The sequence below is a fragment of the Rhodococcus sp. TAF43 genome (genome assembly GCF_052113525.1).
In the GTDB taxonomy this organism is placed as follows: domain Bacteria; phylum Actinomycetota; class Actinomycetes; order Mycobacteriales; family Mycobacteriaceae; genus Prescottella.
In genome coordinates, this window is the sequence record NZ_JBFRDL010000003.1 from 109,234 (window position 1) to 128,993 (window position 19,760).

Sequence of the window (19,760 nt, forward strand, 5' to 3'; positions counted from 1 at the left end):
TGACCGCATGGCCATTCGTGAAACCGTCGGCGTCGACGGCACCACCCTCGTCTATCGAACGCTCGGTAATCCGGATGCGCGCCCGCTGGTGCTGCTGCACGGCTGGGCGCAGTCGTCGCGCTGCTGGGGCGACGATGTCCTCGCCGCGCTGTCGGCGCAGTACCGGGTGATCGCCGTCGACCTGCGTGGCCACGGCTACTCCGATGCCCCGGCCGCCGGCTACGACGACTCCGCGAACTGGGCCGGCGACGTCGACGCGGTGCTGACGGCGGAGGGCGTCACCGCGGGCGCGGTCCTGCTGGGCTGGTCGTACGGCGGCCTGGTGATCTGCGACTACCTGGCCGCGCACGGCACCGCGGCCGTCGACGGCGTGGTGTTCGTCGGCGCGATCACAAGCATCGGCCGCGGCCAGGCGGGCGGCGCGGTCGGTTCTGCGATGAAGGCCGCGATCCCCGCGGCCATGGCCGAGGATCCGGGCACCGCGATCAAGGCGCTGGGCGGCTTCGGCACCGCGCTCACCGGCCCGATCGGCGATGACGACGGCGCCAAGGGGGCGTGGTCGCAGTCACTGTTCGGCGCGAGCCTGTCCACCCCGCCTCGGGTGCGGTCGGCGCTGTTCCGGCGGTCCGTGAGCCACGACGACGTGCTGCGCGGCCTCGACGTCCCCGCGCTGGTGTTGCACGGCACCGCGGACACCGTCGTCGACGTCTCCGCAGGTGAGCACGCCGTCGCGCTGATTCCGGACGCGACCGGGTCGTACTGGGAGGGCTGCGGGCACGGTCCGTTCGTGGAGGATCCGGCTCGGTTCGTCGGCGAGGTCCGGGCGTTCTGCGACGGGATCAGCGACGGGATCGGTGCCGGACAACCGGGAGAGGTCCCGTTCTCCGAGAGCGCATCCGGGGCAATTACCTCATGACAGAGCGACAGGGCAGTATGGACGCGTGACACCCAAGCACAGCAGCGCGGGACCCAAGCGGGTCGCCGTTCTCTCGGTACACACGTCGCCGCTGGCACAGCCTGGCACCGGCGACGCGGGCGGAATGAACGTGTACGTGCTGCAGACTGCGATCCAGCTCGCGCGTCGTGGCGTGGAGGTCGACATCTTCACACGGGCGACGTCGTCGGCCGCTCCGGTGGTGCAGGACGCCGCGCCCGGTGTCCGCGTCCGCAACGTCGCTGCCGGCCCGTACGAGGGGCTCGACAAGCACGAGCTGCCCACGCAGCTGTGCGCGTTCGCGGCGGGGGTGCTGCGCGAGGAGGTGCGGCACGAGCCCGGCTACTACGACCTGGTGCACTCGCACTACTGGCTGTCCGGGCAGGTCGGATGGCTGGCTCGCGACCGGTGGGGCGTGCCGCTGGTGCACACCGCGCACACTCTCGCGGCGGTGAAGAACGCCTCGCTCGCCGACGGCGACACCCCCGAGCCGGCGGCCCGGCAGATCGGTGAGCAGCAGGTGGTGGCGGAGGCCGACCGGCTGATCGCGAACACCGCCGACGAGGCCGCGCAGCTCGCCTCGATCTACCGGGCGTCCCCGGACAAGGTCGACGTGGTCGCCCCGGGCGCCGATTTGTCGCGCTACCGGCCCGGCGACCGCCTGGCGGCCCGCGCCGCACTCGGACTCGACCCCGCCGAGACGATCGTGACGTTCGTCGGACGCATCCAGCCGCTCAAGGCCCCCGACGTCCTGCTGCGCGCCGCCGCCGAGGTCATCGCCCGCGAGCCGGACCTGCCGCTGCGGGTACTGGTGGTGGGCGGGCCGTCCGGCACGGGCCTCGAACGCCCCGATTCGCTGATCGAACTGGCCGAGGCGCTGGGCGTCCGGGCACGCGTGACCTTCATGCCGCCGCAGCCGCCGGACCGGCTGGCCGACGTGTACCGGGCATCGAATCTGGTTGCGGTGCCTAGCTATTCGGAGTCGTTCGGTCTGGTCGCGATCGAGGCCCAGGCCTGCGGGACGCCGGTGATCGCCGCCGACGTCGGCGGTCTGGGTGTCGCGGTCCGCAACCGTGAGACCGGTCTGCTGGTCAACGGTCACCGGACCGACGACTGGGCGTCGGCGCTGCAGTCCTTGGTGACCGTGCCCGACCTGTTGGACGAGCTGGCGGCGCGCGCGCCCCGGCACGCCGAGAACTTCTCGTGGGAGCACACCGCCGATGGGCTGCTCGCGAGCTACCGCGCCGCGCGTGCGATGTACGACCGGATCGAGGGCGGCGAGTTCTCGCCGCGCAGGTCGCGCGGGCTGTGGAAACTGCGTCGGACGAGTGGGGTGCGGGCATGAGTGAACTGGAACGGACGGCGGAGATCATCGATGCCGCGCTGAAGGAGCGCGAACTCGACTACAGCCGCCAGGGCGAGAACCAGTTCATCGTGGAGTTGCCCGGCGAACACAAGCTCAAGACGACGACCCTGCTCACGGTCGGCAACCACGGCGTGCGCGTCGAGGCCTTCGTGTGCCGCAAGCCGGACGAGAACTTCGAGGGCGTCTACAAGTACCTGCTGCGCCGTAACCGCAGGCTGTACGGGGTGCACTACACGATCGACAAGATCGGCGACATCTATCTGGTGGGCCGCATCTCCTCCCATGCGGTCAACGGCGACGAGTTGGACCGCGTCCTCGGCCAGGTCCTCGAGGCCGCCGACGGCGACTTCAACGTCCTGCTCGAACTCGGGTTCGCGACCTCGATCAGGCGGGAGTGGGCCTGGCGCGTGTCGCGGGGCGAGTCGCTCGCGAACCTGCAGCCGTTCAAGCACCTCGTGGAGGAGCAGGACTCTGCCGCGAACGGTCCCGGCTGGGGCGTCGACCCCGGGTCTCGCTGACGTAGCGCGAGGCCTCCCAGCCGTTATCCGGTCGAGATTTCGTGACCCCGTTCACCGATTTCGTGTGATCTGGATCACATTACGGATATGCAACGATGCGGGTAGTCATTCCCGATTCATGGCGGTTGAACTGCCACTTTTACCAGCTCATGGACCTTTTTGCGTACGGGCGTCTCACAAAATCGACCCGTGACCTTTCCGTGATCGGTGCCTACGGTTGTAACCAGCACGAGACGAACGAACTCGAGTAAGCAACACCGAGCAAGACACGTGAGACACCGACCCGCCGCCGCTGACTCTGCCCCGCGGGATCGGAACGAAAAGACCTTCGAGGGGCAGAGGCGAGGCCATCCAGAGCCCGGATCGATCAATCGGATCGTCCGACGGCCGCCTCGCCAGCAACATGGAGAGGATCCACCCCCCAATGGCAAAGTTCAACGTCAAGCRCACCCTCGGCACCGTCGCCGCCACCGCCGCCCTCGTCGCCGCCCCGTTCGCGATGAGCGCCGGTACCGCCAACGCCGCGTCCGGCAACTGGGACGCCGTCGCGCAGTGCGAGAGCAGCGGCAACTGGGCCGCGAACACCGGCAACGGCTTCTACGGCGGCCTGCAGTTCACGCAGAGCACCTGGAACTCCTTCGGTGGTTCGGGCATGGCTCATCAGAACTCCCGCGAGGAGCAGATCCGCGTCGCCGAGAAGGTTCTGGCCGGTCAGGGCCGCGGTGCATGGCCGGTGTGCGGTCAGTACCTCTGAGCCTGACGGCTCGCCGGGGTTGATCGCCCCCGAGAATCGCTGAAGGGACCCTTCGAGCGCCACGAGCGCACGAAGGGTCCCTTCGTCCGTTTTGTCGGTAGGGTCGGGGTCACTTGTGACTGGCGTCATAGTTTCTCCTCCGGGATCGACGACGAGCACCTGATCGTCCTCGACGGCGCCGACGGCCATCCGTCGCTGCGGGACCTGCTCACCGCCGGCGCCCCACCGCCGCAGGTGTCGTTCGACCCGGCCACACACCTGGCGGTGCTGCCGTACTCGTCGGGCACCACCGGCCGGCCCAAGGGCGTCATGCTCACGCACCGGAACCTCGTGGCCAACGTGTGCCAGATCCATCCACGGATGGGCATCTCCGCAGAGGACAAGATCCTCGCGGTGCTGCCGTTCTTCCACATCTACGGCATGACCGTGCTGCTCAACGCGGCCCTGTACGAGCGCGCGAGCCTGGTCACGATGCCGAGGTTCGACCTGGTGGAGTTCCTGCGGATCGTCGCCGAACAGAAGTGCACCTACATCTTTGTCGCGCCGCCCGTGGCGGTCGCGCTCGCCAAGCATCCGCTGGTGGACCAGTACGACCTGTCGAGCGTCCACACCATCTTCTCGGGTGCCGCGCCGCTCGACGAGGAACTCGGCAAGGCCGTCGCGAACTGGCTGTCGTGCCGGGTCCGGCAGGGCTACGGCATGTCGGAGATGAGCCCGGTGTCCCACGCCATCCCGTTCGACCGCGACGACATCGTCCTGAGCTCGGTGGGCCCGACCATCGCGAACATGGAGTGCAAGCTCGTCGACCCGGCCACCGGGGAGGAAGTCGACTACCCGGCCGACGGTGTGAGCCAGCCCGGTGAGCTGTGGTGCAAGGGCCCGAACATCATGGTCGGCTACCTCGGCAACGAGCAGGCCACCCGCGACACCCTCGACGCCGACGGCTACCTGCACACCGGCGACATCGCCACCGTCGACGCCGGCGGGGTGGTCACGATCGTCGACCGGCTCAAGAAACCATCAAGTACAAGGGCTACCAGGTGCCGCCGGCGGAACTCGAGGCTCTGCTGCTCACCCACCCGCTCATCGCGGACGCCGCGGTCATCGGGGTGCTTCGACGACGAGGGCGAGGAGGTTCCCAAGGCGTTCGTCGTGTGGCAGCCCGACACGGACCTCGACGAGGACGGCGTCATCGCGTTCGTCGCCGAGCGGGTGTCCCCGCACAAGAAGGTCCGCAAGGTCGGTTCATCGACGTGGTCCCGAAGTCCGCTGCGGGCAAGATCCTCCGCAAGGACCTGCGCGCCGGCGAGGCCGCGCGGGGCTGACGGTCCACCGCGGGCATTGCTCCTCCGCAGGTCAGTCGCGGGGGAGCAGTGTCCGGTGCAAGTGGCCGACGAGCGACGCGACGGTCGGGTTCTCGCCCCGGCGTCCCGGACGGCCGTCGGGGCGGACCACCACCGCTGCCAGTGTCCGGCCCGTCCCGTCCCGTACACCTCGGCGAAGCGGCCGTCGCCGCCGATCCGCACGTCGAACTCACCGTCGGCGCCGCGGACCATCGGTGGTGGCGGAATCGGGGCCGAGTCGACGGCTCGCGCGACGGCGAAAAGGCGTCATGCCAGGATTGACGGCATGAGTACCGGAACACTTGTGCTGCTCCGCCACGGCGAGAGCGAATGGAACGCGCTGAACCTGTTCACCGGCTGGGTGGACGTGCACCTCACCGACAAGGGCATGGCCGAGGGCAAGCGTGCCGGTGAACTGCTCGCCGAGCACAACCTGCTCCCGGACGTCCTCTACACGTCGCTGCTGCGCCGCGCGATCAGCACCGCGAACCTCGCGCTCGACGCGTGCGACCGCCACTGGATCCCCGTCGTGCGCGACTGGCGTCTCAACGAGCGCCACTACGGCGCTCTGCAGGGCAAGAACAAGGCCCAGACCAAGGCCGAGTTCGGCGAGGACCAGTTCATGCTGTGGCGTCGTAGCTACGACACCCCGCCGCCCGCGATCGAGGCCGGCAGCGAGTACAGCCAGGACCAGGACGCGCGCTACGCCGACCTGCCCGAGGTTCCGCTGACCGAGTGCCTGCTCGACGTCGTCAAGCGCCTCATCCCGTACTGGGACGAGACCATCGCGGCCGACCTGAAGGCGGGCAAGACCGTCCTGGTCACCGCGCACGGCAACTCGCTGCGCGCCCTCGTCAAGCACCTCGACGGCATCTCCGACGAGGACATCGCGGGCCTGAACATCCCCACCGGCATCCCGCTGCGCTACGACCTGGACGAGAACCTCGAGCCGCTGAACCCGGGTGGCACCTACCTCGACCCGGCCGCCGCCGCTGCCGGCGCCGCGGCCGTCGCGAACCAGGGCGCCAAGTAGCCCCTGCGTAGTCGTTTGACCGAGGCCCCCGCCACTTCCGGAACGGAAGCGGCGGGGGCCTTTCGCAAACTCCGGGTGAACGGGTCGGAAACTCCAGCTCACGGGCCTGTGACGTGCGAGAAAACCGTCACACCCGGCTTCGGCGGCCGGTGTGCCGAACGTACGATTCACGTGTGACTGTTGTTCAGGCCGTAATGCTGGCCGTCGCGACCGCCATCGCCGGTTGCATCGTAGGCGGCGTGGTGGTTCCCCGGCTCGGCTCCCGTCACGCCCGGCGACAGCAAGCCCAGGCCGGGCTGACCATGTCGCAGGTCCTCGACCTCATCGTTCTCACCTCCGAGAGCGGCATCGCCGTCGTCGACAAGTTCAACGACGTCGTGCTGTTCAACCCGCGTGCCGAGGAACTCGGGCTGGTCCGCAACCGGATGATCGACGACCGCGCGTGGGTCGCGGCCACCGAGGTGTTCGAGACCGGCGAGGCCGTCGACATGGACCTCACGACCCGCACCACCCAGCGCGGTCGCGCCAAGATAGCCGTGCGCGGCGTCGCGCGGTTGCTGAGCGAGGAGGACCGCCGCTTCGTCGTGGTGTTCGCCGACGACGACTCGGAACAGGTCCGCATGGAGGCCACCCGCCGCGACTTCGTCGCGAACGTCAGCCACGAACTCAAGACGCCGGTCGGCGCCATGGGGCTGCTCGCGGAGGCACTACTCGAGTCGGCCGACGACCCCGACTCGGTGCGCTACTTCGGGCAACGCGTCCTGAGCGAATCCGCGCGGCTCGGCAACATGGTCACCGAACTGATCGCGCTTTCGCGGCTGCAGGGCGCCGAGAAGCTGCCCGACCTCGACGTGGTCGACGTCGACGACGTCATCGCCGAGGCGCTGCGCCGGTCCACCGTCGCCGCCGAGGCCGCCGAGATCACGGTTCATACCGACGCCCCCAGCGGGCTCGAGGTGATGGGGGACCGCACCCTCCTCGTGACGGCGCTGTCCAACCTCGTCGAGAACGCCATCGCGTACTCGCCGAAGGGCACCGCGGTGTCGGTCAGCCGCTCGGTACGCGGCGACAACGTGGCTGTCTCCGTCACCGACCGCGGCATCGGCATCGCCAAGGAGGATCAGGAGCGTGTCTTCGAACGCTTCTTCCGCGTCGACAAGGCCCGCTCCCGGGCCACCGGCGGCACCGGGTTGGGGCTGGCGATCGTCAAGCACGTCGCCGCCAACCACAACGGTGCGATCGACCTGTGGAGCCGGCCCGGCACCGGATCGACCTTCACACTGCAGATTCCCGCACACTTCGAGTCCGTGCCCGCCGACGCCCTCGAGCCCGGCGACACCCGCAAACCCGCAATGATCGAGAAGAAAGCCGCGTCGTGAATCGACGCGGCACAAGTCTGGAGGCCAACCGTTGACGAGTGTGCTGATCGTGGAGGACGAGGAGTCGCTGGCCGACCCGCTGGCGTTCCTGCTGCGCAAGGAAGGCTTCGAAACCACCGTCGTCGGTGACGGGCCGTCCGCGCTGGCCGAGTTCGAGCGCTCCGGCGCCGACATCGTCCTGCTCGACGTCATGCTGCCCGGCATGAGCGGAACCGACGTGTGCAAGCAGTTGCGCGCCAAGTCGTCGGTCCCGGTCATCATGGTCACCGCCCGTGACAGCGAGATCGACAAGGTGGTCGGGCTCGAACTCGGCGCCGACGACTACGTCACCAAGCCGTACTCGGCCCGAGAGCTGATCGCCCGAATCCGGGCCGTGCTGCGCCGTGGTACCGACGCGGAGGCCGACGCCGGCCCCGACGACGGTGTGCTCGAGGCCGGTCCGGTGCGGATGGACGTCGAACGGCACCTGGTCCACGTGGCCGGTGAACCGGTGGCGTTGCCGCTCAAGGAGTTCGACCTGCTCGAATACCTGCTGCGCAATTCGGGCCGGGTCCTCACCCGCGGACAGCTGATCGACCGGGTGTGGGGCGCCGACTACGTGGGCGACACCAAGACCCTCGACGTCCACGTCAAGCGTCTGCGCGCCAAGATCGAGGCCGACCCCGGCAAGCCGCAGCACCTGGTGACGGTCCGCGGACTCGGCTACAAGCTCGAGGAGTGATCCTGCGGCCCGCATGACGGCCGAATGTCACATCCGTTCAGTGGGACTGAACCGATGTGACATTCGGCCGGAAGGCCGGTACGTGTCAGGCCTTCTTCTGCTGCGCCGCGGTGGTCGCGGGATGGATCGCGATCAGGCCCAGGCCCTCGCGACGCCGGCACAGCGACGCCAGTTCGTCGTAAGCGGCCTTGCCGAGCAGTTCGGTGAGCTCCGGTGCGTACGACTGCCACACCGGCCTGGCGCCGACGTGGGCGTCGGGGGACCCCGAGCAGTACCACGCCAGGTCCTCGCCGCCCTCGCCCCAACCGCGTCGGTCGTACTCGGTGACGGTGGTCTCGAGGATCTGCTCGCCGTCCGGCCGGTCGACCCACTCCTGGGTCCGGCGGATCGGCAGCTGCCAGCACACGTCGGGCTTCACCTCGAGCGGCTCGATGCCCTTGCGCAGCGCCATCTTGTGCAGCGCGCACCCGATGCCGCCCTCGAAGCCCGGACGGTTGAGGAAAATGCAGGCGCCCTTGTAGCGGCGGGTCCGCAGCGCCGGCTCGTCCTCGAGGTCGTCCTCCTCGACGTAACCCTTCTTGSCGAGGCCCTTCTCCATGAACTGCCAGTCCTCCGGTGTGAGCATCCTCACGGAGGCGTCGAGCTTGTCCTTGTCCTCCTGGTCGGACAGGAAGGCGCCGTGCGAGCAGCACCCGTCGTCCGGGCGGCCCGCCACCGTGCCCTGGCACGCCGGGCTGCCGAAGACGCAGGTCCAGCGGGAAAGGAGCCACGTCAGGTCGGCTTTGATGGTGTGTTCGGAGTTTTCTGGGTCGACGAACTGCACCCATTCGCGGGGGAAGTCCAGATCCACTTCTGGTGCGGGCACCAACTTGTCGGAGCCCGTGGTGCTGCCTGCTGTCACAGTGCCCGACGGTAGACCCAGTACCGTAACCGTGTGCGCCTTGGGGTACTCGATGTCGGAAGCAACACCGTCCACCTGCTCGTGGTGGACGCTCATCGTGGTGGGCACCCCACGCCGATGAGCTCCACGAAAGCGACTCTGCGGCTTGCCGAGAACACCGACGACCGTGGAGACATCACGGCCGTCGGTGCCGACCGGTTGGTCACGACAGTCAACGATTTCGCGGGTATCGCCAGGTCGTCGGGCTGCGGTGAGCTGATGGCCTTCGCGACGTCCGCGGTGCGCGACGCCAACAACTCGGAGGCGGTCCTGTCCCGGGTGCGTGCCGAGACCGGCGTGAGCCTCGAGGTTCTCTCGGGTGTCGACGAGGCCAGGCTGACGTTCCTGGCGGTGCGGCGCTGGTACGGGTGGAGCGCCGGGCGCATCCTCAACATCGACATCGGCGGCGGCTCGCTCGAGCTGACATGCGGCGGTGACGAAGATCCCGATACCGCGTTCTCGCTCCAGTTGGGTGCCGGACGGCTGACCCGCGACTGGCTGCAGGAGGACCCGCCCGGCAAGCGCCGCGTCGCGGTGCTGCGCGACTGGCTCGACGCCGAACTGGTCGCCCCGGCCAAGCAGCTGCGCGCGGGCGGCGAGCCCGACCGCTGCGTCGGCACGTCCAAGACGTTCCGGTCACTGGCCCGACTCACCGGTGCCGCGCCGTCCGCCGCAGGTCCGCGCGTCACACGGACGCTCACATCGAGCGGCCTGCGCCAGCTGATCGCCTTCATATCGCGGATGACCGCGTCGGACCGTGCAGAATTGGAGGGCGTGAGTTCCGACCGCTCCCAGCAGATCGTGGCCGGAGCTCTCGTTGCGGAGGCCAGCATGCGCGCGCTCGGGGTCGACACGCTCGAAATTTGCCCGTGGGCACTGCGTGAGGGTCTGATTCTTCGCAAGCTCGATACGGACATGGGTGGAGAACTGGTGGTGAGCGCTCGATGACGGAGCCCGAAGGTGACAGCCAAGCAATCTCGGTTGCGGAGCTGTTGGCCCGTAACGGCCAGCGAGTCGGTGCCGGTGGTGGCGGCCGACGACGTCGCGGCGTCAAGGGCGGCATCTCCGTCGCCGAACTGACCGGCGAGTTCCCGGCGGTCCGCAATGGGCGCACGGCCGGCGAGTCCGACGACGATCCCGAGACCCCGGCTGCCGCGCAGATCCCGGCGCCGGAGGTGCCGGCGAAGGCGACCGCGGCCCCGGAGCCGGTGAAGGCGACCGCGGCCCCGGAGCCGGTGAAGGCGGCCGAGACTCCGGTCCCGGCGAGGCCCGAGGCTCCTGCAGCGCCCAAGGCGGCTCGGATTGCCCCGGCCCCCCCAACGCCTCGAGCCCCCAAGGCTCCCGATGCACCCAAGGCTCCCGCGAGACCCGCTGCAACCGCCAAGGCGCCGGCCCCCACGCCGGAGTCGGATGCGACGGCCGTGTTCACCCTCGCCGACGCCGACGCGCAGGACAAGCGCGATGCCCGGGCCGATGCGAAGGCGTCCTCGAACAGTGCGGCGAAGGGAGCGGCGGCCAAGGCCGACGACGCGCCCACCGTCGTCGCGCCGGCCGTGAAGGACGACGGGCCGACCGGGAGGGGAACGAACGCCGGCTGGCGATCCGTGGCGTCGACGACGGTGGGCGCGTCGGGCCCGGCCCCCGCGCGCGGCGGGGCGCCAGAGCCCAGGCTGCTGTCGGGGCAGACCCTGGCCGGCGACCTGATGCGTCAGGGGAACGAGCGTGCCGCCGCCGAGACGGACGGCGACGTGGACTCGGACGCCGATCTCGAGAACGACGAGAATCTCGGGGACTTCGGGGATCTCGAGGACCTCGACGACGAGCCCGAGGCCAGCGGAGCCAAGCAGTGGGCGGTGTTGCTCGGACAGGGTGCGGTCGCCTTGGTCGCCGGCGCGCTGATGTTCAAGGGCTTCGAGAAGCTGTGGGACATGCTGCCGATGGTGGCGCTGGTGCTCGCGGTCCTGGTGATCGTCGGCCTGGTCGCGATGGTGCGGATCCTGCGCCGGACGGACGACATCACGAGCCTGGTGATCGCGGTCGTCGCGGGTGTGTTCGTCACCCTGGGCCCACTCGCCTTCCTGCTCGGCACGAGCTGACCGGACGCCGGCGAAGGGTACGTCGTGGGGAGACCAGCAATGCCGGATCGGAAGATCCTCGTCGGGTTGTCCACGGCCTCGGTGTACCCCGAGAACACCGAGGCCGCGTTCCGGTATGCGGCCGAGGTCGGCTACGACGGCGTCGAGTTGATGGTGTGGGCCGAATCGGTCAGCCAGGACGTCTCGGCGGTCCAGCGGCTGGTCCGCAAGTACGCGGTGCCCGTTCAGGCGGTGCACGTGCCGTGCCTGCTGATCTCGCAGCGCGTGTGGGGCGCCGACCCCGTCGCGAAGCTGGACCGCTCGGTCGCGACCGCGGAGGCGCTGGGTGCGTCGAACGTGGTGGTGCACCCGCCGTTCCGGTGGCAGCGCCGCTACGCCGACGGTTTCGCAGACCAGGTGGCGGGTCTCGAAGAGAAGACCGGCGCTGTGGTGGCGGTGGAGAACATGTTCCCGATGCGCGCCGACAGCTTCTTCGGCGGCCGGGAGAAGTCGGCCCAGCGGCTGCGTCGACGCGGGGGGCCGGGTGCGGCGCTGTCCGCGTTCAGCCCGTCGTACGACCCCACCGACTCCGATCACCGGCACTACACGCTGGACCTGTCCCACACCGCGACCGCGGGCATGGATGCGCTGGATCTCGCGAACCGGATGGGCAGCGGTCTGGCCCACCTGCACCTGGCCGACGGGCGCGGCGCGTCGATCGACGAGCACCTCATTCCCGGGCACGGCAGCCAGCCCTGCGTCGAAGTGTGCCGACATCTCGTCGACAGCGGGTTCGCCGGGCAGGCCGTCATCGAGATCAACACCCAGAACGCCCGCACCCGGTCCGAGCGTGCGTCGATGCTGGGGCAGGCGCTGAGCTTCGCGCGCGAACACCTGCGCCGCTGATCCCGCCCCCGGTCTACAGCGCAGAGACCCCCGCACTGATCACGGTGATCCCCGAGATCACCAGCCCGACCGCGAGACACGCGGCGCCGACCCAGATCGACGCGAGCATCGGGCCCGGTTTCGCGGGGTCGCGTCCGAGGACGGACAGGAAGAACCCGGCGGGAATGAAGATCGCCGACACCAGCACGGCGATCGCGCCGGTCGCGGCCCAGCCGGGACTCACATCGACCACCGTGGTCAGGGTGGCGAGCACGAGACCGAGGGTGACGAGGACGCCGGCGTGGGCGTGCCCTGCCCGGAAGAAACTCTTCTGTAGGTCGTTGGCGCCCTGATGTCCGGTGAGGATGCGGAGCAGGAACGCGCCGCCGGACGCGATGCCGACCACCGTGAGCACGGTGACGCCGACGACGATCGTGAGAACGGGATCCATGGTGAGTTCCTCGTGTGCGGTAGGCTCGAACCCGAAATTGGATAGTTGAGCTATCCAGTACGAGTTCATCGTCGACCCGATGACGGTGGGTGTCAATAGTCGGCACGGGCAGGAGCGGTGGGATGCGGGTCTCCGAACTGGTCTCCGCCAGCGGCGTGCCCCTCGCGACCGTCAAGTACTACCTGCGCGAGGGCCTGCTCATGCCCGGGGAGGCGAGCAGCGCGACGCAGGCCGAGTACGGCGAGCAGCACGTGCGGCGGCTCGCGCTCATCAAGGCACTCGCCGGCGTCGGGTTGCCGCTGGGCAAGATCCGCACCGTCGTCCGCCTCGTCGACCAGCCCGCCGACACGGTCTTCGACACCGTCGGACGCGCGCTCGCCGCGCTGCCGCCGTATCCGGTCGAATCGGCCGAGCAGTCAAACGACTACCTCCGCGCGCGGGCCGTGCTCGAACGCCTCGGCCAGGTCTACGAACCCTCGTATCCCGCTGTCGCGCAACTGGACCGGGCCCTCGCGGCCGCCGAGGACGTCGGCATCCCGATGACCGACGAACGCCTCGACGCGTACGGCCGGCACATCCGCGGGATCGCCGAGGTCGACCTCGAACTGATGCCTACCGACTCCGTCGAATCCGCGGTGGAGTACGCGGTCCTCGGCACCGCGATCTACGAACCCGTCCTCGCCGCACTGCGCCGGCTCGCACATCAGGACATCGGTGCCGCGAGCTTCGCGGGCCGCACCTTCGACGACTTCACCGACCCCCACAGACAGGACGAGCAGTGACTTCCGACAACGCAGTGTCCGCCCACCCGTTCCGGGATCTGACCGCCGTCACCCCGCAGGGCGGTGGTCCCGATGGTGTCGCCGGCCGGTACGGCGCCCACATCGACCCGATCTGGACCATCGGACCCAAGGTGCACGGCGGCTGCATGATGGCGCTGTGCGCGGCCGCCGCACGGCGCGAGCTGATCCGCACGGCGCCAGGTGGGATGCCCGTCGACCCGGCCGTCCAGCCACTGGCCGTCAGCGCCAACTACCTCGCCGCCCCGGACCCGGGCGACGTCGATCTCGTGGCGACCGTGCGCAAGCGGGGACGGCAGGTCTCGCTGGTCGACGTCGAGCTGTCGCAGGCCGGTCGGCCCGCGGTGCACGCGGCGGTGACGCTGGGTGTGCCGGACGCGGGGGAGCCGCACTACGCCGAGGTGCAGTCGCTCGCGCAACTGCCGGCCGAGCCGACAACCGAGGCGCACGTGCTCTCGAAGGACCATCCGATGGCCCAGATCGTGCACGTCTCGCAGGGCTGCGATCTGCGCGTAGACGGGTCGTCGGCCCACTTCCTCAGCGGGAAGCAGGGCGAGCCGCAGGTTCGCATGTGGGCGCGGCCGTGGGCTGCCGACGAGGAGGGCCCGGCCACCGCGGCGCTGTTCGCGATCATGACCGGTGACATCTGCGCGCCGGTGACGATGAACCGCGGGATGTTCGGGTGGGCGCCCACCGTCCAGCTGACGACGTACCTGCGCCGACAGCCGGCCCCCGGCTGGTTGCGGGTGATGGCGAGCTCGACGGTGCTGGGCGACACGTGGTTCGAGGAGGATCACACCGTGCTCGACTCCACCGGCGCCGTCGTGGTGCAGAGCCGTCAGCTGGCCATGATTCCCCGCTGACCGCTCACCCGGGGACTGCTTCGTCACACCGCCCGGTACCGGGGGATTGCCCCGATCTCGGGCCGTGGCAGGCTGGGCGGTATGACGAGAATTGCGGTGATCGGTGGCGGCAAGATCGGTGAGGCCCTGATCTCTGGACTATTGCAGGGTGGTCACGCCACCCGGGACCTGGTTGTCGCCGAGCAGTACGAGCCGCGTGCCGAGGAACTGGCCGCGACGTACTCGATCCGCGTCACCACGATCGAGGACGCGGCCGAGGGCGCTGACGTGATCGTCGTCGCGGTCAAGCCCACGGACGTGGACTCGGTTCTGACGGCGATGAGCAAGGTGGATCTCGACGGCGAGCAGGAGCAGCTCCTGGTCTCCCTGGCCGCGGGCATCCCCACGGCGCGGTACGAGGCGAAGCTGCCCGCCGGGTTCCCGGTCGTCCGGGTCATGCCGAACACTCCGATGCTCGTCGGGCAGGGCGCCAGCGTCATCGCGCCCGGACGCCACGTCAAGGCAGGGCATCTGGACCTGGTGCGCAGCATCCTCGCATCCGTCGGCACGGTCACGACCGTTCCGGAGTCGCAGATCGATGCAGTGACCGCGGTGTCCGGTTCCGGTCCCGCGTACTTCTTCCTGGCTGTCGAGGCGATGATCGACGCCGGTGTCGCGTTGGGCCTCACCCGCGCGACGGCGCGTGAGCTCGTGGTGCAGACGATGGTCGGCTCGGCCGCCATGCTCGACCAGTCGGGCGAGAACGCCACCGAACTGCGGGCGGCCGTCACGTCGCCGGGGGGCACCACCGCCGCGGCGGTGCGGGAACTCGAGCGGTGCGGCCTCCGGACGGCCTTCTACGAAGCCCTCGCGGCCGCTCGTGACCGCTCGGCTGAACTCGGGGTGTCGCCCGAGTAGATCGCAATTAGCGATCTTGTTTGCAACACCCGTCGCACCAATCCCTCTGGTCCCGCTAAGCTCGTGTCAGCACGTGCGTGTCTGTTCCGCCGGAGGGGAAGCCGGCGGCGCGACATGTGCCGGAGGTAAGTGGACAGATGGGATCCCCTGAAAACCCAGCAAAGCCGGCTAAGCCGGCTAAGCCAGACAAGTCCGGTAAGCAAGACAGCCCCGGTAACGCAAGCCTCGCCGGGACGCAGTTCCTCACCGTCGCGGAGGTCGCGACGCTGATGAGGGTTTCGAAGATGACCGTGTATCGGCTGGTGCACAGCGGTGAACTGCCCGCAGTTCGTGTGGGGCGGTCCTTCCGCGTGCACGCCAAGGCCGTGCACGACTATCTGGAGACCTCGTATTTCGACGCCGGCTGACCTGCCGGAATCGATAGGGTGAGCCTCGGTTTTCGTCGAGCTCACCCGCCCCGGTACGATCGTGAGTCGTCGTACCAGCCAGCCGGTGTCGTCAGGCGCTGGGGTCGTGAAAGCGACCAGTGGCAACGAGGCCTCAGCGCCAGAGGAAGACACAGGCGTACGTGACCGGCGTGCGCTGAACGCTATAGAAGACTGTGAGGAACACCCACCATGGGTTCAGTGATCAAGAAGCGCCGCAAGCGCATGTCGAAGAAGAAGCACCGCAAGCTGCTCCGTCGCACGCGCGTCCAGCGTCGGAAGCTCGGCAAGTAAGAACTTGCACCCGGATGCCCGTCACCGTCAGGTGGCGGGCATCCGCGCATTTCGGGTATTCGTAATCTTCTCCGTCGATCGTGTTGCCAGGGCGTAAAGGCTCGCGCGGAACCCTTGCCACCCGCCGCGGATTCGTTAGGCTCCCCGCAGGGGCGAATGGACGGGGGTACGGGTGAGTCCTGACGAGCGGGGTGTGCAGCCACCGAAGGTGGTGCTGGTGACGGGCGCGAGCCGGTTCCCGGGCGGGTTCCTGGTGGCGCGGCTGGCACAGGAGCCGGGCATCGAGCGGGTGATCGCGGTCGATGCCGTCTCGCCCAGCAAGGACATGATGCGCCGAATGGGCCGCGCCGAGTTCGTCCGCGCGGACATTCGAAACCCGCTCATCGGCAAGGTGATCCGCGGGGCCGATGTCGACACCGTCGTGCATGCCGCGACCGTCGCCCAGGCGCCGAAATCCGGCAGCCGAGCGGCGATGAAGGACATGAACGTCATCGGCGCCATGCAGCTGTTCGCGGTGTGCCAGAAGGCCCCCACCGTGCGCAAGGTGGTGCTGCGGTCCGCCTCGGCGGTCTACGGCGGCAGTCCCAAGGATCCGGCCAAGTTCACCGAGGAGATGGGCGCGCGGCGTCCACCGCAGGGCGCGTGGGCCCGCGACTGCATCGAGATCGAGGGCTATGCCCGGGGACTGGGTCGGCGACGCCCCGACATCGCCGTGTCGATCCTGCGCCTCGGACCACTGATGGGACCGCGGTTGCACGGCTGGGTGGCGCGGTACCTGTCGTCGCCGATCGTCCCGAGCATCCTGGGCCGCGACGCCCGCATGCAGCTGCTCCACGAGGAGGACGCACTGGCAGCGCTCAGCCGGGCCACCCTCACCGGTCCGGCGGGAACGTTCAACGTCGCGGGAGACGGCGCAGTGATGATGTCGCAGGCGATCCGGCGGGCCGGCCGCGTCGAGGTCCCGATGCCGTTCTCGCTGTTCCGCAGCGCCGGGCGCGCGCTGATGGGCTCGCAGATGCGTTCGTTCACGCGGGAACAACTCGACTACTTCCACTTCGGGTGCGGGCTCGACACCACCCGGATGCGGGCCGAACTCGGATTCGAGCCGCGATGGACGACGATGGAGGCACTCGACGACTTCGTGCGCGGTACCGGGCTGACGCCGGTGATCCGGCCCGAATGGATCGACCGGGCAGAATCGACGGTGCTCGCGCTCGCAGGCGCACCAGGCGGGGCCGGACAGCAGAACAGGTGAACCGCGGATCGAATGGGCAGGGGGCTCTTGTGAACGAGGTGGCGAAGGTGATCCCGCTGCACGGCGGCTCGGGTACACGTCCGTCGCCGGCCCGCGCGGCGAATCGGCGTCCGCCCGTGGATGGCGCCGATCGCGTGTTCACGGCATCGGACGAGCCGGTCGGTGAGGCGGATACCGCTGAGGGTGGTGCAGGTGCCACCGAGCGCGACGGCGGGTCACTGCTCGACGGGCTGCGCGATCGCCTGGTGGGTCAGGTGGCGGGTGCCGCAGGCTTCGTGCGCCGGCGTCTCGCGGGGGACTACGAGGTGGACGAGTTCGGTTACGACCCGCACTTCGCCGACGGTGTCTTCCTGCCCGCGCTCCGGCCGCTGTTCGAGAAGTGGTTCCGGGTCGAGGTCCGCGGCGTCGAGAACATCCCGGCCACAGGCGGTGCACTGGTGGTGGCCAACCACGCCGGGGTGGTCCCCATCGATGCGCTCATGACGTCGGTCGCGGTGCACGATCACCATCCGCAGCATCGCGCGCTGCGGATGCTCGCCGCCGATCTGGCGTTCGAGATGCCCGTCGTCGGCAACATCGCCCGCAAGGCTGGGCACACCCTGGCCTGCCACCCCGACGCCGAGCGCCTACTGCGCGGCGGTGAGGTGGCCGCGGTGTTCCCCGAGGGCTACAAGGGCATCGGCAAGCCGTTCTCCGAGCGCTACAAGCTGCAACGGTTCGGCCGCGGCGGATTCGTCTCCGCCGCGATGCGCGCCGGCGCGCCGATCATCCCGTGCTCGATCGTGGGATCGGAGGAGATCTACCCGAAGATCGGCGACATCGCCCCGCTCGCGCGTCTGCTGGACATGCCCTACTTCCCGGTGACGCCGCTGTTCCCGCACCTGGGGCCGCTGGGGCTCGTTCCGCTGCCGTCCAAGTGGTACATCGAGTTCGGGACGCCGATCCTCACCGACACCTACGACGCCGCCGAGGCCGACGATCCGATGGTGCTGTTCGAGGTCACCGACCACGTCCGCGAGACGATCCAGCAGACGCTCTACCGCTTGCTGGCGCAGCGCCGCAACGTCTTCATGGGCTGAACCCGCCCCGCGTCCTGGCGGGCCGCGAGCTCGGCGATCAGGGCCCGGTCACGTCGACGGCTGAGGATCGCGCCCACCGCACCACCCACCGCACCCAGCAGCAGGGCGGTCGGCACGCCGATCTTCGCGGCCTTGCGTCCGGTGCGGAAGTCGCGCACCTCCCAGCCGCGGTTCCGCGCGAGCTCGCGCAGGTCGGCGTCGGGATTGACGGCGACGGCGGTGCCGACGAGCGAGAGCATCGGGACGTCGTTGTAGCTGTCGGAGTATGCGGTGCAGCGCTTGAGGTTGAGACCCTCCCGCACGGCGAGCGTGCGCACCGCGTGCGCCTTGCCGAGCCCGTGCAGGATGTCGCCGACGAGGCGGCCCGTGAACACGCCGTCCTTGCTCTCGGCGACCGTGCCCAGGGCGCCGGTGAGTCCGAGACGTTTGGCGATCACCTGCGCCAGCTCGACGGGGGTGGCCGTCACGAGCCACACCTGCTGACCGGCGTCGAGGTGCATCTGTGCGAGCGCGCGGGTGCCGTCCCAGATCTTGTCGGCGATCACCTCGTCGTAGATCTCCTCGCCGAGGCGGGCGAGCTCGGCGGTGGAGCGGCCCGCGACGAACGACAGCGCCTTCTCCCGGCCCTCCGCGACGTCGTCGCTGTTCTCCTTGCCGGTGACCCGGAACTTGACCTGCTTCCACGCGAAGTCGACCAGGTCGGAGGTCCTGAGGTACTTCCGGGCCGCGAGGCCGCGGGCGAAGTGGATGATCGACGCGCCCTGCACCATCGTGTTGTCGACGTCGAAGAACGCGGCAGCGGTGAGGTCGCGGGGCACGGCGATCTCCGCCGGCGGTTCCGGCGCCTCGGGAATCTCGAGTGCCTCGGGGATTTCGAGCGTGGCCGCTTCGAGTGTGGCCGCCTCGAGTGCTTCGGCCTCCTGGAGGGCTTCGGCCTCCTGGAGGGCGAGGGCGGCGTCGGCGCTGGCCTCGCCGGCCAGATTGGCGCGTAGTTCGGCCTCGCTCGGACCCAGCAGATTCCGGATCCGGCGGCGGCCGGGGCGCAGAATCCCGGACAGGCCCACACCGAATCTCGCGCCGATCGGCAGTGATCGCCCAGGCACTCGCACCTCCCGCGTCGCAGACACCTCTGGCTCACCCTAGCCCGCGTGCATGCGTCGATCCCGTCGGATCGAGGCCGGGTCCGCGGCGTGTGATGTTCGTCTCGAAACGGAACGGTCTGCGGAACGGCATCGCGCAGGCTGTCCGGCCGGTCTCCCGGGCGGTGGGGAACACTGGTGCGTATGGATCAGTCGCGAAACCGGATCACACTTCTCACTCGCGTCGGCTGCGGCGCGTGCGCGCCCGCCCGCGAGTTGCTGGACGAGATCTGCCGCGAGTACGAACTCGAACTGACCTGCGTCGACGTCGACGAGGCCGCCGCCGACAATCCCGATCTGCGGGCGGAATACGGGGACCGGCTGCCCGTCGTCCTGCTCGACGGCAAGGAGCACAGCTACTGGGAGGTTGACGAGGAACGGCTCCGCGCCGACCTCTCCGCGAGCTGAGTTCACCCCGGCGGGCGCCGGGCATGCGGGGGAGTGGGAAGGGTCACCCCGGATCGAGGATTCCGGTCGCTTTGCAGGTGAGAGCACGTCCGGGGCCCGTCGAGCAACTTTGTGCATGGCTTCACAAGCGGTTACCGTGGTGTGAACAAACCCCCCGGACCTGTGCGAAGGCCGGGGTACACGGCCGGCCGGACGAGGAGC

Annotated in this window: 21 protein-coding genes and 1 pseudogene; 19 read left to right on the forward strand and 3 right to left on the reverse strand. The window is 69.4% G+C overall.

Annotation, left to right across the window (positions count from 1 at the left end):
* Positions 1-7 precede the first annotated feature (7 nt).
* From AB4Z09_RS03040 to AB4Z09_RS03075, 8 genes and pseudogenes are all read left to right on the forward strand, one after another.
* Complete coding sequence (locus tag AB4Z09_RS03040) at positions 8-916, forward strand: alpha/beta fold hydrolase (RefSeq protein WP_114718686.1); 909 nt, start codon at positions 8-10, stop codon at positions 914-916.
* 25 nt (positions 917-941) lie between these two features.
* Positions 942-2,279 carry a D-inositol-3-phosphate glycosyltransferase gene (gene mshA / locus AB4Z09_RS03045; RefSeq protein WP_114718687.1) on the forward strand — a complete coding sequence of 446 codons (1,338 nt, stop codon included), beginning with the start codon at positions 942-944 and terminating at the stop codon, positions 2,277-2,279.
* Positions 2,276-2,818: a YbjN domain-containing protein gene (locus tag AB4Z09_RS03050; RefSeq protein WP_114718688.1), complete on the forward strand. Its 543-nt coding sequence runs from the start codon at positions 2,276-2,278 to the stop codon at positions 2,816-2,818. The genes mshA and AB4Z09_RS03050 overlap by 4 nt, the downstream gene beginning before the upstream one ends.
* Before the next feature lie 424 nt (positions 2,819-3,242).
* Positions 3,243-3,572 carry a transglycosylase family protein gene (locus tag AB4Z09_RS03055; protein ID WP_442239153.1) on the forward strand — a complete coding sequence of 110 codons (330 nt, stop codon included), beginning with the start codon at positions 3,243-3,245 and terminating at the stop codon, positions 3,570-3,572.
* 159 nt (positions 3,573-3,731) lie between these two features.
* Positions 3,732-4,897, forward strand: a pseudogene (locus AB4Z09_RS03060) (AMP-binding protein); the annotation flags it as partial.
* A 295-nt stretch (positions 4,898-5,192) separates the two neighbouring features.
* A complete protein-coding gene (locus tag AB4Z09_RS03065; protein WP_174914940.1) occupies positions 5,193-5,948 on the forward strand; it encodes a phosphoglyceromutase in 756 nt (251 codons plus the stop codon).
* Between the two features lie 173 nt (positions 5,949-6,121).
* On the forward strand, positions 6,122-7,327 hold the full coding sequence (locus AB4Z09_RS03070; protein WP_442239154.1) for a sensor histidine kinase: 1,206 nt from the start codon (positions 6,122-6,124) through the stop codon (positions 7,325-7,327).
* A 31-nt stretch (positions 7,328-7,358) separates the two neighbouring features.
* Positions 7,359-8,048 (forward strand): response regulator transcription factor, encoded by a 690-nt coding sequence (locus tag AB4Z09_RS03075; protein WP_174912641.1) that lies wholly within the window; start codon positions 7,359-7,361, stop codon positions 8,046-8,048.
* Between the two features lie 85 nt (positions 8,049-8,133).
* Here AB4Z09_RS03075 and AB4Z09_RS03080 read toward each other — a convergent pair whose 3' ends face one another.
* Entirely contained in the window at positions 8,134-8,916 is a 783-nt protein-coding gene (locus AB4Z09_RS03080) for a hypothetical protein (protein WP_442239212.1), read from the reverse strand.
* A 66-nt stretch (positions 8,917-8,982) separates the two neighbouring features.
* Here AB4Z09_RS03080 and AB4Z09_RS03085 point away from each other — a divergent pair, with 66 nt between their 5' ends.
* From AB4Z09_RS03085 to AB4Z09_RS03095, 3 genes are read left to right on the forward strand one after another with little or no spacing between them, the layout of a single operon-like run.
* A complete protein-coding gene (locus AB4Z09_RS03085; protein WP_114718693.1) occupies positions 8,983-9,936 on the forward strand; it encodes a Ppx/GppA phosphatase family protein in 954 nt (317 codons plus the stop codon).
* Entirely contained in the window at positions 9,933-11,084 is a 1,152-nt protein-coding gene (locus tag AB4Z09_RS03090) for a hypothetical protein (protein ID WP_442239155.1), read from the forward strand. Before AB4Z09_RS03085 ends, AB4Z09_RS03090 begins: the two co-directional genes overlap by 4 nt.
* A gap of 39 nt (positions 11,085-11,123) precedes the next feature.
* Positions 11,124-11,969, forward strand: coding sequence for a sugar phosphate isomerase/epimerase family protein (locus AB4Z09_RS03095; protein WP_114718695.1), 846 nt, complete (start codon positions 11,124-11,126; stop codon positions 11,967-11,969).
* A gap of 13 nt (positions 11,970-11,982) precedes the next feature.
* Here the strand turns inward: AB4Z09_RS03095 and AB4Z09_RS03100 are convergent, their stop codons facing one another.
* On the reverse strand, positions 11,983-12,399 hold the full coding sequence (locus AB4Z09_RS03100; RefSeq protein WP_442239156.1) for a hypothetical protein: 417 nt from the start codon (positions 12,397-12,399) through the stop codon (positions 11,983-11,985).
* Between the two features lie 122 nt (positions 12,400-12,521).
* Between AB4Z09_RS03100 and AB4Z09_RS03105 the strand changes: the two genes are divergently transcribed.
* The 7 genes from AB4Z09_RS03105 to AB4Z09_RS03135 all read left to right on the forward strand — a co-directional run bounded on the left by AB4Z09_RS03105 (position 12,522) and on the right by AB4Z09_RS03135 (position 18,012).
* A complete protein-coding gene (locus AB4Z09_RS03105) occupies positions 12,522-13,181 on the forward strand; it encodes a MerR family transcriptional regulator (protein ID WP_442239157.1) in 660 nt (219 codons plus the stop codon).
* Positions 13,182-13,195: 14 nt separating this feature from the next.
* A complete protein-coding gene (locus tag AB4Z09_RS03110; protein ID WP_442239213.1) occupies positions 13,196-14,062 on the forward strand; it encodes a thioesterase family protein in 867 nt (288 codons plus the stop codon).
* A gap of 81 nt (positions 14,063-14,143) precedes the next feature.
* On the forward strand, positions 14,144-14,959 hold the full coding sequence (gene proC, locus AB4Z09_RS03115; RefSeq protein ID WP_442239158.1) for a pyrroline-5-carboxylate reductase: 816 nt from the start codon (positions 14,144-14,146) through the stop codon (positions 14,957-14,959).
* Between the two features lie 137 nt (positions 14,960-15,096).
* Positions 15,097-15,366, forward strand: a complete 270-nt coding sequence (locus tag AB4Z09_RS03120) for a helix-turn-helix domain-containing protein (RefSeq protein ID WP_442239159.1) — start codon at positions 15,097-15,099, stop codon at positions 15,364-15,366.
* A 210-nt stretch (positions 15,367-15,576) separates the two neighbouring features.
* On the forward strand, positions 15,577-15,678 hold the full coding sequence (locus AB4Z09_RS03125) for a 30S ribosomal protein bS22 (RefSeq protein WP_003402602.1): 102 nt from the start codon (positions 15,577-15,579) through the stop codon (positions 15,676-15,678).
* Positions 15,679-15,871: 193 nt separating this feature from the next.
* Positions 15,872-16,933 carry an NAD-dependent epimerase/dehydratase family protein gene (locus tag AB4Z09_RS03130; protein WP_397484246.1) on the forward strand — a complete coding sequence of 354 codons (1,062 nt, stop codon included), beginning with the start codon at positions 15,872-15,874 and terminating at the stop codon, positions 16,931-16,933.
* A 29-nt stretch (positions 16,934-16,962) separates the two neighbouring features.
* A complete protein-coding gene (locus tag AB4Z09_RS03135; protein ID WP_442239160.1) occupies positions 16,963-18,012 on the forward strand; it encodes a lysophospholipid acyltransferase family protein in 1,050 nt (349 codons plus the stop codon).
* Here the strand turns inward: AB4Z09_RS03135 and AB4Z09_RS03140 are convergent.
* Positions 17,970-19,115: an HAD family hydrolase gene (locus AB4Z09_RS03140; RefSeq protein ID WP_174912624.1), complete on the reverse strand. Its 1,146-nt coding sequence runs from the start codon at positions 19,113-19,115 to the stop codon at positions 17,970-17,972. The genes AB4Z09_RS03135 and AB4Z09_RS03140 overlap by 43 nt on opposite strands.
* 180 nt (positions 19,116-19,295) lie before the next feature.
* Here AB4Z09_RS03140 and AB4Z09_RS03145 point away from each other — a divergent pair, with 180 nt between their 5' ends.
* A complete protein-coding gene (locus tag AB4Z09_RS03145; protein ID WP_114718702.1) occupies positions 19,296-19,559 on the forward strand; it encodes a glutaredoxin family protein in 264 nt (87 codons plus the stop codon).
* Positions 19,560-19,760 lie beyond the last annotated feature (201 nt).